Origin of the sequence: Propionibacterium sp., from assembly GCF_047719395.1 — a bacterium.
In the GTDB taxonomy this organism is placed as follows: Bacteria; Actinomycetota; Actinomycetes; order Propionibacteriales; family Propionibacteriaceae; genus Propionibacterium.
In genome coordinates, this window is sequence record NZ_JBDNTB010000006.1 from 50176 (window position 1) to 64344 (window position 14169).

10 protein-coding genes and 1 tRNA gene are annotated in these 14169 nt (G+C 66.2%); 1 reads left to right on the forward strand and 10 read right to left on the reverse strand.

All coding sequences use genetic code 11. From position 1 onward, the window contains the following. Positions 1 to 49 precede the first annotated feature (49 nt). From ABF648_RS01945 to ABF648_RS01980, 8 genes are all read right to left on the reverse strand, one after another. Positions 50 to 919 carry a hypothetical protein gene (locus ABF648_RS01945; RefSeq protein ID WP_415630608.1) on the reverse strand — a complete coding sequence of 290 codons (870 nt, stop codon included), beginning with the start codon at positions 917 to 919 and terminating at the stop codon, positions 50 to 52. A 73-nt stretch (positions 920 to 992) separates the two neighbouring features. Next, positions 993 to 1068: transfer RNA gene (locus ABF648_RS01950), tRNA-Thr, on the reverse strand. 102 nt (positions 1069 to 1170) lie between these two features. Continuing rightward, complete coding sequence (locus tag ABF648_RS01955) at positions 1171 to 2307, reverse strand: DoxX family membrane protein (protein WP_415630609.1); 1137 nt, start codon at positions 2305 to 2307, stop codon at positions 1171 to 1173. A 124-nt stretch (positions 2308 to 2431) separates the two neighbouring features. After that, on the reverse strand, positions 2432 to 3754 hold the full coding sequence (locus ABF648_RS01960; protein ID WP_415630610.1) for a DNA polymerase III subunit delta': 1323 nt from the start codon (positions 3752 to 3754) through the stop codon (positions 2432 to 2434). Between the two features lie 128 nt (positions 3755 to 3882). Next, positions 3883 to 4566 carry a dTMP kinase gene (gene tmk, locus ABF648_RS01965; RefSeq protein WP_415630619.1) on the reverse strand — a complete coding sequence of 228 codons (684 nt, stop codon included), beginning with the start codon at positions 4564 to 4566 and terminating at the stop codon, positions 3883 to 3885. Next, positions 4566 to 5990, reverse strand: a complete 1425-nt coding sequence (locus ABF648_RS01970; protein WP_415630611.1) for a hypothetical protein — start codon at positions 5988 to 5990, stop codon at positions 4566 to 4568. The genes tmk and ABF648_RS01970 overlap by 1 nt, the downstream gene beginning before the upstream one ends. 79 nt (positions 5991 to 6069) lie before the next feature. Continuing rightward, positions 6070 to 8877: a type I DNA topoisomerase gene (topA, locus tag ABF648_RS01975; protein WP_415630612.1), complete on the reverse strand. Its 2808-nt coding sequence runs from the start codon at positions 8875 to 8877 to the stop codon at positions 6070 to 6072. Between the two features lie 123 nt (positions 8878 to 9000). Continuing rightward, the gene (locus ABF648_RS01980; RefSeq protein WP_415630620.1) at positions 9001 to 10521 is read right to left on the reverse strand and encodes a methyltransferase; all 1521 of its coding nucleotides are present in this window, start codon (positions 10519 to 10521) and stop codon (positions 9001 to 9003) included. Between the two features lie 140 nt (positions 10522 to 10661). Here ABF648_RS01980 and ABF648_RS01985 point away from each other — a divergent pair, with 140 nt between their 5' ends. Beyond that, positions 10662 to 13022: a DEAD/DEAH box helicase gene (locus ABF648_RS01985; protein WP_415630613.1), complete on the forward strand. Its 2361-nt coding sequence runs from the start codon at positions 10662 to 10664 to the stop codon at positions 13020 to 13022. Positions 13023 to 13074: 52 nt separating this feature from the next. Here ABF648_RS01985 and ABF648_RS01990 read toward each other — a convergent pair whose 3' ends face one another. Further along, positions 13075 to 13461: an Rv3654c family TadE-like protein gene (locus tag ABF648_RS01990; protein WP_415630614.1), complete on the reverse strand. Its 387-nt coding sequence runs from the start codon at positions 13459 to 13461 to the stop codon at positions 13075 to 13077. Further along, the gene (locus tag ABF648_RS01995; RefSeq protein ID WP_415630615.1) at positions 13458 to 13781 is read right to left on the reverse strand and encodes a TadE family type IV pilus minor pilin; all 324 of its coding nucleotides are present in this window, start codon (positions 13779 to 13781) and stop codon (positions 13458 to 13460) included. Before ABF648_RS01995 ends, ABF648_RS01990 begins: the two co-directional genes overlap by 4 nt. Positions 13782 to 14169 lie beyond the last annotated feature (388 nt).

Genomic DNA, 14169 nt, shown 5'->3' on the forward strand with positions numbered 1-14169 from the left:
GTGCACCGAGAGGGACGCTTCCAGTCGATTCCGGAGGCCGTGCAGCCGATCAGGAGATGCTGGAACCAGGAGTTACGGCGGGCTGGCGGGGAAGCAGCGCAGCCTGCGACCAGGGCAAGCCGGGGATGCCCAAGCACCACAGGCAGAATCCGAGGGGCACCAGGCAGGTGGCGGCCACTGGAGCACCACCTACCCGCACATCGGCGACAGCGCATACCACTGTGGCAATCAACCCCAGCCCGGCGAGAACGAACCACTTGCGGCGCCCTGGATCCTGTGGGGGCGTCCTGGCCGCCAGCCGATGGCCCAGCCAGCTGAAGCCGAAGACGACGATCACGAAACAGGCCAGCACGGTGATGATCCGCGCCGCGTCGACAGTGACATTGGTGATGAACATCGCCAGCGCCGCGAAGAGGGCCAGCGCGCCGAGCACGATGCCGGCGCTGGCGGCGCGCCCCACTGTGTCAGCGGAACGCTTCACCTCGCCGGTGCCCTCGCCGGCGCGCTGCGCGTCACCTGTGATCCGCAACAGGGTTGCGTAGTCCAGCGTCATCTCGTCGTATCGCAGCCCCGCCTGCTCGCAGAAGAACTGCACATCACCTGGACGGTAGACGATCTCCTCCAGTGGAGAATTCGTGAGCCAGACCAGCGCCTGCCCATCGAGGCAGCGAAGCATCACACCCCGATACTCCTTGTCCGTGCCGCCGGGCAGGGTGACATGGGTGCGGTACTCGGTCACCAAGGCCACCTTGTCGCGACCATCGCCTTGTGCGAATTCCCTCGGTGGACCATCCTGCGGCAGCACGACGATTCGCCCGGCTGCGGCGTCCACAGTGGGATTTCGCCCGCTCAGCGGGACGAGCCGAGCCTGAGCACCGGATGCTGCGCCACTGGACGTGGAGTCAGGGACTGTCGCCATCTCTCTCCTCGGCGCCAGCCGGAGCCGCATCGACGGACGACGCGGGGGTACAGCGGCGGGCGAATCGACACATTGGAGCCGTCTTCGGGAATCGAACCCGAGACCTACGCTTTACGAGAGCGTCGCTCTACCGACTGAGCTAAGACGGCATGCCGCTAGGCAGCGGCATCACTATACCGGCAGCCCCGACGAGCGCCGAATCGTCGCAGGACTGAACCCTCGCGACGAGGAATCGTCGCAGGATAGGCCGCTCAGGCGTCCTCTTCGAGCTTGCGCCTGATCCTGGCGTGCCGGCTGCCGGCATCCAGCGACCAACCGCCCGCCCCCACGAAGAGGAATGTCCAACCCACCGCGGCGAGCACGAGATCGATGTCGCCGGAGAATCCGGGCACACCTGCCACAAAGGGGTTGAAATTGCCCCACTTCACGAAGACCAGCATCGCCGCGCCCAGCGCCGCGATGATGAATCCCGCAATGCGGGTGCCGAGACCGAACAGAATCATCACCGATACGACGAAGAGCAGCCCGGCAAGTCCCCAGGCCACGTAATTCGCCTCGGGCACCCCGATTCTCGAAATGGTGTTGATGACAGGCGAACGCTGGGTGAGCACCTGATAGCCATAGGTGAGCGTCATGACCGCCGTCACCAGCCGCAGCACGAACAGGCCGATCGATGCGGGGAACTTGTCGGTGCTGGGCATCGGAACCGGCGCCGGGGCAGGCTCGGCCTGCCCGTCGGCGCGCACCGTGCCGAGCCGACGATCCCGTTCAGCCTTCTCCTGAGCTCGTCGTTCGGCCTCCTGCTGTTCAGCGAGGAGTTGCTCCTCGGAGATCACCTGAGTCTTCTCGACCTCAGCCTCGTCGTAGTCGGCGATGTCTTCCTCATCGGCGGCGAGAGGAATGGCGGCACGCCGAGCCCCATTCTCGAGGTCATCGTCGTTGTGCACCTGCGTCGCGTCCGGACTCGGGTCCATCACCATCGTGGGCTCGTCCTCGACAGGCTGAAAAGCAGGCGGCTGCTCCTCGGGTACCGCATGCTCTGCTTCCGCCCTCGGCTCGGAGCGCGAGTCCTGCGCGTCCAGCCCAACAGGGGTGAGCGACTCAGTGGCCTCCGGGTGCGGAGCCACTGGTGCCGACTTCGGCGGCTCGGGCCGGACTTCGGGTTCCTCGGGTGCCGGCTGCCTGGTGGAAGTCGCGGTGGGCTCTGCCACAGGTGCTGCGGACTCTGTGGCAGATCCGACAGGCTTGGTGGCGGCCGCAGTCGGCTCGGTCTTGGCAGCGCCGTGGCCTGGAGCCGGTGCACCGGTGATGGCCGCTGGCTGCTCCTCGGCATCGGTGGGCGTGCTCACGCTGTCGTAAAGGTTTTCAGCATGGTCGTTCTTGCTCACGGGCATGTCCTCTCGACGTGCGGCGGCCGCTCAATTGGTCATGGCGCTCTCGCATCATCTTTCCCGCTCGGTCGCCACAAGTGCGGAACTGACACGCGGCGCAGCCTGATCACTCCAGGATGCGTCAGTTTCGCAGACCGGCCACCTGGATGAGCAAGGATTCGAAGGCGAGCAACGGAGCGACATTGGATTGCAGTGCCGCCCGGCATTCCAGGATCGCATCAAGGCAGTGCACGGTGTGCTCGGGCGTGGACGACGCCGCAGCCAGGCGGATCTCCTCAGTCATCTCGGCATTGATGAGACCCACCCCCGAATGGTGCTCCCCCAATTCCTCTGGGTGGTTCGGCTCGGCAAGGCTGACCACCGCGCACTGCACTGCAAGAACATCGCGATACCAGGTGGTCAACTCGGAGAGGGAACGGTCCAGGGCATCACGGCGCAGTCTCTTGGCCCGCGCCTTCTGCTGTTCTTCGAGGTCTTTCAGCGCGGCAGCCGCATTGCGGGGCCGCGCCCCTTTCGTGCCATAGCCCAGCGCCTGCTCCAGCCCGGCGCGCTCCTGCTCGTCCTGGTCACCGGTGATCCTGGCGGCCTCCTGGGCGGCCTGTGCTACCAGCTCCTCTGCGATGTCGAGACATGAACCCAGATCCGCCAGCCGGCCAGGCACCTGGAGCACAACCTTGCGGGCAACGCGCGCACCCTCGTTGCGGGCGAGCGCCCGCGCGCGACCGATGTGGCCCTGGGCAGCCTTCGCGGCGTATTGGGCCATCATCGGATCGACGCCATCGCGCTCCACGAGCAGCTGCACCACATCCTCGTCCCTGGGGGTGCGCAGCCGTAACAGGCGGCACCTGGAACGGATGGTGACGATGACATCATCAGGGGTCGGCGCGCACAGGATCCACACCGTCCTGGGCGGTGGCTCCTCGATGCTCTTCAGCAGCGCGTCCGCACCCCGGTCGGTGATCCTGTCCGCGTCCTCGACGACGAGCACCTGGCAATTTCCGATAGTGGGGCTCATCGCGGCCTTGCGCACCAGCTCACGCACCTCGTCGACTCCGATCGAGAGCATCTCGGTTCTCACCTGGGTGACATCGGGATGCGCACCTGACAAGGCGGTGCGGCAGGCATTGCAGTTGCCGCAGCCCCCTCTGGGGCACTGCAGGGCGGCCGCGAAAGCCTTGGCTGCATTGCTGCGCCCCGAACCGGGCGGCCCGGTGATGAGCCAGGCATGGGTCATGGCATGGGGATCCCCCGCGACTGCATGACGAAGCACACGGACGGCATTCCGCTGGCCCACCAGGTCGTGCCAGACCCCCGTGAGCGGATCGTCGTCGGCCGGGTTGTGGACATACCGACCGTCGGTGGCCGTCTGGAAGGACTGCGTTCTCTCTGCATCTGTCATGGCCATGTCTGGCAAGGCCGCGCCCGACGAGGTCGTGCCTGTCATCCGCGCGCCACCTCCGATCGGCCCGAGCTGTCAGTCCGACTGTTCGCACCCTGTTTCATTTCAGATACTGGGTTGCATTTCAGATACCGGATTTCATTTCAGAAACTGGATTCTTCACATGCTGATGTTCAGCCGCTGTCATTCAGTGTGCCAGCGTCCTCTGACATTTCTGGATGCCCCGTGCCCGGAACGCCCATCTGCGCCAGCCGTCGCCGGATCACCCCGGCTATCCCGGACCGAGAAGTCCGTGCCTTGAGGACCAGATATGCCTCCGGATGCTCAGCAGCAAGATCCAGGAAACCCTGCCTCGCCCGGCGATGAAAATCCGCTCCTGCCAGTTCGAGGCGGTCCTTGCCGCTCTTCTGCCCCACAGCCCGGTCGGGATCCATGTCGAGCAGCACCGTGAGATCCGGACGCAAGCCACCGGTGGCCCATTTGCCGAGCCTGCGCACCTCGCTCAGCTCCAGGGTGCGACCTGCTCCCTGATAGGCGATCATCGAATCGAGATAGCGGTCACAGATCACCACCGCACCTCGCCGCAGTGCGGGCAGCACCACCTCGTGAAGGTGCTGCGCCTTGTCAGCTGCATACATCAGTGCTTCCGCGCGTGGCGCCACCGAGTACCCAGAGGGGTCGAGCAGAAGGGCCCTCAGTGCACCGCCGAGAGCACTGCCGCCCGGTTCGCAGGTCAGTACATGATCGACGCCCGCCTGGGTGAGGGTCCTGGCCAGCAGCCTCACCTGCGTCGACTTCCCGACGCCGTCTCCACCCTCGAAGACCACGAACCAGCCCGGGTACGGTCTGCAGGCCATCATCCACGCACCGGTTCTGGGGCCCCGAGGGCCTTGGCGAGTTGGGCACTGCGGTGCGGCCACTGTTCACGGAACTCGTCGCGTCCAGCCTGGCAGGCCTGGAATGCCTGTTCCACGGCCCTTCCCTCGGCGAATGCCTGCGCAGGGCTGAGGGCCTGCAGCTGAGCGGGAGTAGGCACCTTGGCCTGCGGCTGGGCGGCGGACAGCAGAGCGACAACTTTGCCGAGCACCCGTACGAGACGATTTCCCTTGTCAAGCGCCGGTCTGGCAAGGTCCGCGAGCCGCAGCGCCTCGGTCGAGGCATCAAGTGCCCGCCGCCACAGGACGATGTCATCCACGGCTGGGCCATCCAGTGCTGCTTCATTCCGCGCTGGGCCTTCCAGCTGCACGGACCCGGCCAAGGCACCATCGATCCGCGAGCGCACCACGTCCACCAGTGCGCCGACCCGGCCACCGAGCACCTCCCCGGCATTCCGCTCATCATCAACCACCAGCGGCGGATCCAGGCTCGCGGCGTCGAGTGCGTCCAGCAGATCCTTCAGCGGCCCCGTGAATGACACCTCACCAGCGGTGAGGGACAGCAGGCCATCCACCGTATCGACCCGCTCGGTGCACCAGCGCGAATCCAGCACTCCGGTCAGCGCGCCGATCTCGGACTGGAGCCGTCCCAGAGAATCCAGCAATGGCGTGGTGTCCCGGCCGCTGTCAGAACGGACGGTCAGAGCTGCGACGAGGACCTGGGTCATCCGGGCCGCGATCATCTTGGAGATGAATCTTCCGATGCTGTGCTTGTGCAGATATGACGGCCCTGCGCCGGCGGCGGGCAGGAAGGATCCGGCGCGCGAGAACAGGTCGTCGAATCCCTGGACCCGGACGCCTCCCATCTGCTCGATGGCGCCGCTGAGACGGTCCTTGGTGTCGCGGTCCAGACGGCTGACGTCCACACTCAATTCGTGCGCCCGCCCGGCAGCCTCGTGCTTGTGGCGCACGGTGATCCGGTCATTGCTGAGCAATGCCGCGACGGCTCCGTCGCCGGCAATCAGCTCGTAGCTGCCTCTCACCCTCGTGGCATGCATCACCGGGACGAGCCGCTCACCGCGCGTGAAGGGGCGGACCATGTCGGCGATCTCGTCGGGCATCTCGGAATCCGAGCTCATGGACGAGCTCGGATCCGCCGGAACCCACGGCTGCCACGATGACCCCCAGACATACCAGCCCGTGCCGCTGCTGCGAACCTGGCAGGCCAGCCTGATTCCCGCCCTGGACAAGCGCTCATCGGGCGTGTCGAGCAAGGACATCGTCGTCGACCTGGATGCTCCCCTGTCGAGAAGTGCCACCCGGCTGTCGCCGGAGCAGTTGGTCAAGACCGGAATCTCGACATGCCAGGGCATCCGGAAGTACCAGATCACGGGCTGCTTGACCATCGTGGCTCCTCCCAGGACTCTCCCGCCGACCGCGTGAAGCGACTCCATCGGGCGGGACACCAGATGGAACGGCGGCTGCCTACTTGGTGACGGTGCTGTTCTTCGTGCTCGTTGACTTGGCGGCAGCGGCCTTCGTGCTCTTGGTCTTGGCTGCGGCAGGGGCCTTCTTCGCCTTGGCTGCGGCAGGTGCCTTCTTCGCCGTCTTCTTCTTCGTGGGTGTCCTGCGCGTCTTGGAGCGCGGAGCCACCGGGCCCTTGGCGCGCTTCTCGGCCAACAGCTCCGCGGCGCGCTCAAGGGTGATCTCGGCGACCGAATCGGCCTTGCGCAGGGTGGCGTTGGTCTCGCCGTCGGTGACATAGGGCCCGAAGCGGCCATCCTTGACGGTCACCGGCTTGCCATTGGAGGGGTCCTCACCGAGTTCTCGCAGCGGAGCTGCGGCGGTACGACCACGCTTCTTGGGCTGGGCGTAGAGGGCCTGGGCCTCTTCCAGAGTGATGGTGAAGATCAGGTCCTCGTTGGCCAGCGAACGGGTGTCGCTGCCCTTCTTGAGGTAGGGGCCGTAGCGCCCGTTCTGGGCTGTGACCTGCTCGCCGTTGTCCTCGCCGACCACGCGAGGCAGGCCCAGCAGCTTGAGTGCATCGGCCAGGGTCACAGTGGCGGGCTCCATGGTGCGGAACAGGCTTGCAGTGCGCGGCTTGGTCTTCTGCTTCCTGGGCGCGGTGTCGTCCTCGGGCAGCACCTCGGTGACATAGGGGCCGAAGCGCCCCGACTTCACGACGATGGCCAGATGTGTGTCCGGATCGAGGCCCAATTCGCGCTCCTCGGTGCCCGAGTGCGCCAGTAGCTCCTTGGCTGCGTCGATGGTCAACTCGTCGGGTGGCAGGTCCTCGGGAACATTCGCCCGGTGCTCCTGCTCGTCCTCGACATAGGTGCCGTAGCGTCCCACCCGGACGTCGACACCGGAATCCAGATTGCCCAGGTGGAAGGTGGACAGCGCCTTGGCGTCGATGTCGCCCAACGAGTTGGCCAGCTCGTGGAGGCCCTCGTGGCCGTCCTGGGCGGATTCGCCGAAGTAGAAGTCCTGCAGCACGGCGAGACGATCGGCGCCGCCATTGGCGATCTCGTCGAGCCTCTCCTCCAGCTCAGCGGTGAAATCATAGTTCACCAGCGCCGTGAAGTGCGTTTCGAGGAGCCTGGTGACCGCGAAGGCCAACCAGGTGGGCACCAGCGCGGTGCCCTTCTTGAAGACGTAGTCGCGGCCGGTGATGGTGCGGATGATCGAGGCGTAGGTGGAGGGCCGGCCGATGTCCAGCTCTTCCAGCTTCGCCACCAGGGAAGGCTCGGTGAAACGGGCCGGCGGCTTGGTCTGGTGACCCTCCGGGTTGATCTTGACGGCCGTCAAGTCCTGGCCGGGTGCCACCTGGGGCAGCCGGGCCGAGGGTTCGCCGGGTTCGTCGGTGGATTCCACATAGGCCCGCAGGAAGCCGGGGAAGGTGATGGTGCGTCCCGATGCGGAGAACTGGGCCGTGCGTACCGGTTCTGCGGTGACTTCCCCCAGGTCGACGCGCTGAGCAGGGGTGGCCTCGATGCCCACGCTCATCTGCTGGCCGCGGGCATCTGCCATCTGGGACGCCACGGTGCGCTGCCAGACCAGCTCGTAGAGCTTGAACTTGTCATTGTGCAGGTCGGTCTGGGCGGGGGTCCTGAAATGCTCGCCGGCCGGGCGGATGGCCTCGTGAGCCTCCTGGGCGTTCTTCACCTTCGAGGTGTACACGCGGGGCTTGGCGGACAGATAGTCCTGGCCGTAGAGCTGCTGGACTGAGTCACGGGATGCCGCGATGGCCTGCTCGGACAGCGTCACCGAGTCGGTACGCATGTAGGTGATGAAGCCGTCCTCGTAGAGTTCCTGGGCGACTCGCATGGTGCGATCGGTCGTGAAGCCGAGCTTGCGGCCGGCCTCTTGCTGCAGGGTGGTGGTGCGGAAGGGGGCCGCTGGCCGGCGTGTGTAGGGCTTGGCCTCCACCGAGGTGGTCATGAAGGGTGCGCTCTCCAGCGCCTGCGCCAGCTTCTTGGCAGCGGTCCCGTCGAGCACCGCGACATCGGTCTTCGTGGCGCCGAGCGAGTCGAAGCTGGAGCCCTGCGCGATGCGGCGGCCGTCCAGGCTCAGCAGGTGGGCCGGAAACTGCCGTGGATCGGCCTGTTCCCCGGCGTCCAGAATGGCTTCGATGTCCCAGTAGCCGGCTGTCCGGAAGGCCATCCGCTCGCGTTCGCGATCCACCACAAGGCGGGTGGCCACTGACTGGACGCGTCCAGCGGACAGCCTCGGCATGACCTTCTTCCACAGCACCGGGCTGACTTCGTAACCATAGAGCCGGTCGAGAATGCGCCGGGTCTCCTGGGCCTGGACGAGGTCCTCATCGAGGTCACGGGGGTGCTCGACGGCCTCGCGGATGGCCTCCGGGGTGATCTCATGGAAGACCATCCTCTTCACAGGGACCTTCGGCTTGAGTTCCTGCAGAAGATGCCAGGCGATGGCCTCGCCCTCGCGGTCACCGTCGGTTGCCAGGAAGAGTTCGTCGGAATCCTTCAGCTCGGCCTTGAGCTGCTTGATGACGGCCTTCTTGTCGGCACTCACCACGTAGAGGGGGGTGAATCCGTCATCGACGTTGACGCCGGTGCGCGCCCATTGCTGGCCCTTGTACTTGGCCGGGATTTCCGATGCCGAGGTGGGCAGGTCGCGCACATGGCCACGGCTCGACTCCACGGTGTAACCGGGGCCGAGATAGCTGGCGATCTTTGTCGCCTTGGTCGGGGACTCGACGATCACGAGCCGCCGCGGAGAATCTGCCACGATGTTCCTTCGGTGTCCTTGGGATCTGCACCGCATGCGGGTGCAGCCGCCCAAGATGCTAGCGCCCCGAATTCAATCGGCCGGGCCGGTGCCTGCTGGGCAAACAGCCGCGCCGGGTTGATGTATCGGTTCGCCGGTGCCGGTGAACTCGCATCCCTGTCAGACCGCAGACCCTGGTCCGGGCGACTTTGGCCACAGTAAGAAGCCCTGCCGCAGAGCCCGGCGCAGATCGGGCAGAAGGCGTTGTCGCAGGGCATCAGCCTGCTCGTCCACCAGACTCGCGACGGCGTCGACGATGGTGCCCAGAGCCAGTTCGCCGTCACAGGCTCCGAGTACTCCGCCCAGTGCGGTGTCCACCCGCATGGCCCTCTTCAGGCCCCGGTTCTGGCGTAGCACGACATAGTTCGGGTCGACGGCGCCGGGTGCGGCGATGCTCTCCTGGCTGACATCGGGGTTCACGGTGCAGCAAGCCGCCCAGAGCTGCCCATCGGGCAGGTCGTCCAGGTCGAGGGCGTGCCAGCCCTGGGACAGAGCGGGCCCCACGGGCTGGGCGATCTCGTAGGGCCAGTCCTCGATGTGGATGCCCGGATTGCTGGTGGCGGTATTGCGGAGCATGATCCAGCCCATCCCGACACCGGTAATGCCCAGCCGGTTGAAATACTCCAGCCACTCCCTGTAGCGGCGATGCCATTCGGGCGCACCGTCCAGACCGGCGTCGGTGAGCCACATCTCGATGTACTGGTAGATGTCGAGGCGCTCGCGGCGCAGTACCCACATTTCGCAACCACTGCTGCGCCCCCATCCGGCGAGCCGGTCCTGCCAGGACTCGCCGGCCGTCTCTGCCCAATTTGCCAACACCTGCAGCAGGCCGCCCTCGCTCAGGTGCGCCCGCGCCCCGGAGAGCACGGCAGCCACCAGGCCGTCCCCGTCGAATCCGCTCTCCCGGTAGACCAGTCGCTCATCCGGTGGTGCCGGAGGGCTCATCACATAGGGAGGGTTGGTCACGATCAGGTCGAATCGCTCGGGCTCGACCGGCTCGTAGAGACTGCCCTGGCGAACCGGCACGCCCGACTCGTTGAGGGCCAGGGTGAGCCGGGCCAGCCGTACTGCGCGCGGATTGAGGTCGGTCGCGACGACGTGATCAGCATGGCGGGCCAGGTGGAGAGCCTGGATGGCGCATCCGGTGCCAAGGTCCAGCGCGCTGTGCACGTGGTCGGGCACACTCATCTGTGCCAGAGAGGTGGACGCGGGACTCACGCCCAGCACATAGTCCGGCCGTGTGGGGGTGGTGACCCTGTCCATTCCAGGCAGCAGGTCGGCGACCACCCATCCGGACCATTCCCCCTGGTCATCCTCGAATCCGTAGGGTCTGATGTCGACCGCTGCCCGTACGCGTTCCGGTGCGGCGGCAGGTTCGAGGAGGCCCGCCGCCAGAAGTGTGTCGATGTCGATGAATGGGATGAGGGCGCTGCGGGGAATCTCCTGCTGCAGAGGGAACAAACGGATGAGTTGGGCCTGCGCATCGTCATCACCACCGAGCTGATCCAGGGCCGGCACGGTGGAATTGCGCTCCAGCCCGGCACGGCCCTCTTCCCCGAGCCGTTCCAGAACGGCGTCCACTGTGTAGTCCGCCGCCAGCAGGCTGTTGCGCAGGCGGGCGAGCTGGTGGGCTGGCAGCATCTCCTGGCCGGTTGCATCGTTCGCGATCACGGCACCACTGTGGCACCCGAGCGAGGCTGATCCGTGGTCAAGGCCACTCCGGCTGCGTGCTGCGGGAGCCGGTAATCGAACATGTGGACCCTGACATGCACAATGGGGTGATGGCTGTGCCTCGCTGGTTGGACCGCGACCCGGCGGTGATCCACGTCGATCACCGGGAGGCTGTCACCGGAGTCACAGCCGACTGGCCTGACTGGTTGCCGGCCGATTGTGTCGCCACGATTCGCGCCGCGGGCATCAACAGGCCGTGGCGCCACCAGGTGCAGGTGGCGCAGCTGGTGCACTCCGGGTGTCACGTCGCCGTGTGCACCCCCACCGCGTCGGGCAAGTCGCTCGCCTATCTGATGCCCGTCCTCGCCGCGACCGCCGGGGACGCCAATCCGCTCGGCGGCCGCGTGGAACTACCCGCTGGAGGGGCCATCACGGGGATCAGTGGGGCCAGGGGCACTGCGCTGCTGCCGCGTGATCGCCCACGCATCGACCGGATCTCACAGGCACGTTCGGCGCTGGGCCTGCACGACGGCCAGACTGCGCTGTACATCGCGCCGACCAAGGCACTGGCCCATGACCAATGGCGGACGGCACGGGAGCTCGGGCCCTCTGGCTGGAGCGTCGCCACTCTGGACGGAGACTGCGACCGAGCCGAACGCCGGCTTGCCCGCGATCATGCCCGATTCGTGCTCACCAACCCCGACATGCTGCACCGCAGCGTGCTTCCGAACCATTCGCGATGGACCCGGCTGCTGGCCAACCTCGCAGTCGTGGTGATCGACGAGGCCCACCGATACCGCGGTGTCTTCGGGGCGCAGATCTCGTGCGTGCTGCGGCGACTGCGCAGACTGTGCTCCGAGTACGGCGCCCATCCCGTCTTCGTGGTGGCATCGGCCAGCTGCCGCGATGCAGGAGCCTCGGCCGCCACCTTGATCGGGGAGCCGGAACCGATCGATGTGGTCGAGCACGACTCGTCCAGCCACCCGGCACGCGATGTCGTGCTGTGGCGCCCACGGACAGATGCCTATTCCGATACTGCCGAGATCATGGCTCGGCTCGTCGACGATGGCCGACAGGCGATCGCCTTCGTGCCGAGCCGTGCGGGCGCGGAACTGCTTGCCGTGCGGGCCGGGCAGAAACTGCAGACGCCTCGCACCATCGGCTCATATCGCTCCGGCTATCTGGCCAACGACCGCCGCCGGATCGAGCAGGACCTGCACAGCGGGGCGATGCAGGGTATCTGCGCCACGAATGCCCTCGAGTTGGGCATGGACATCACTGGCATGGATGCTGTGCTCATCTGCGGATTTCCCGGCACACTGGCCGCCCTGTGGCAACAGGCCGGCCGAGCCGGACGTGGCGAACACGAGGCCCTGGTGGTGGTCGTACAGCGTGAGGATCCCCTGGATGCCTATCTGTTCGACCATCCGGAGCTGATTTTCCAGGCGCCAGTGGACAAAACGGTGCTGTTCCCGCAGAACCCCAATGTTCTCGGGCCGCAGCTCGCCGCAGCGGCGCAGGAATCCCCCCTCGTGCCGAACGATTCCCGCTGGTTCGGAGACTCCATGGAGCAGCTGTGCGGCCAGTTGGGCAACTGTGGGCTGCTGCGACGACGAGCCACCGGATGGTTCTGGCCTCGCCCTGAACGAGCGGTCGATGCGATAGATCTTCGCGGCACCGGCGGAAAACCGCTTGACATCGTGGACGCCGATTCGGGATCGGTGATGGGTCAAGTCAGCCTCGAAGATGCCGATCGCACGGTGTTCACCGGAGCGATGTACTTGCACCAGGGCGAGCAGTTCCTGGTGGACCAGTACCTCCCGGATCGGGGCATGGCCCTGGTGCATGCCGACAGACCCGGCTATTTCACCCAGCCACGCACCCTCACCACGGCGCACATCGTGGCCGAGGACGCCCACAAGGCCTTCGGCCGCACCACGGTGTTCACCGGAGATGTCGAGCTGACCAGGCAAGTGATCGGATATCTGCGCCGCGACGAGGACAGCGGGCAGGTGTGGGATGAGAACCCGCTCGAACTTCCCGCGCACACCTTGTCGACCAAGGCCGTCTGGTGGTCGGTTCCCCAGGAGATTGCCACCGGCCTGGGATTCCCGCCGACTGTGCTGGGCAATGCGGCTCATGCGGTGGAGCACACTGCAATCGGCCTGCTGCCCGCCTTCGCACCCTGCGACCGCTGGGACATCGGAGGGGTTTCCATGGTGGTGCACCCCGACACGGATCTGTGCACGATCATCGTCCACGACGGCCAACCGGGCGGCTCCGGCTTCGCCCGGCGAGGATATGAGGTTGCTGACGAGTGGGCAGCAGCCACTCTGAATCGTCTGCGGACCTGTTCTTGCGCCGACGGCTGCCCTTCCTGCGTGGTCTCCCCCAAGTGCGGAAATGCGAACCAGCATCTCGACAAGACAGCCGCCCTGAGATTGCTCGAAGCCATACTCGAAGCAGGCTGAGCAGAATTCCCCGATTCGTGTTCCTGTGTCTCGCAGCACCTGGGCAGCCATGTCACTGGCCTTCCAGGGGCAGCAGACCGGCGCTCGACATGGCCCGGACCGACTCCGGTGCCCCGGGCATCCGCGGGTTGAGAGGAACCGTCACTGTCACCTCGACGACGAAACCGTCGGCTCCCAGCCTGAGATGGCAGCTGCCCATCGTGGCACCGTTGCGCGCGGCCACCCGGCCGGCGTCCTCGCAGGGCTCGTGCTGAATCAGATGGGCATGCGCTGCGCTGAGTGCTGCCATGTCGGCTGCCGAACGCGCCGCGTGGATACTGCCGGACCACGCGCTCAGCAGGACAGCCCAGAATGCCGTGGCACCGATGAACACGATCACCGCAGCCGCGAGAGCCGAACCGGCACCTCGTTCGTCGTGTGCTTCCCGTGGCGGCTTCATCTCGGCCCCTGAACGCCTGGTTCGCGGGTGACTGCGGCCGTGGCGCGCACCGTGACGGATCCGAGAGCGCCCCAGCGGGCCTCTGCACGCACGGCAACTGTGATGTCGTCGCCATCGCTGCGAATCTCGGCAGTTGCAGGACGGATCGCATCGCTCACCCGCATCGCCGCCGCCTGGTCACCCCGGGCGAGCTGCCGGGCGATCTCTGTGGCATTGTCCTGACACACGGTGCGCAGCCCGATCAGTGCGACGACCCAGCACAGCATTCCGGTGATGAATGCGGCCACCAGGATGGCAACCGCCAACTCGATGGTCACCATGCCCCGCTGGGTGCGCAGTGTTCGGGCATCCTCTCGGCGAATTGGGGCTCCCCGGGCCTGGCTTCTGAACGTAAAACCTGGGCGAAACCTCATCGTGACAAGGGCACGAATCCTCTGCGTCGATGTCTGGTCGACGGATCTGCCGTTGTCCGGCTGCTGCGCCATGGCAACTGCTCCTGGTTCAGGGACTTCTGGTTCAAGAACTTTCGCTGCTCAGCAACCTTCGGTCCTGGTGCGGGTGCACCCCTCTGGACGGTCTGAGCGGTGGGTTTTTTGTGGTGGGGGGGGGGGGGGGGCGGGGCGCCCCCCCGAACCATCACACTAAATAACACACCACCCGCCACCGGCCGGAGCGGGCGGAAAAACAGCCACTCCCAGGATAGATGAT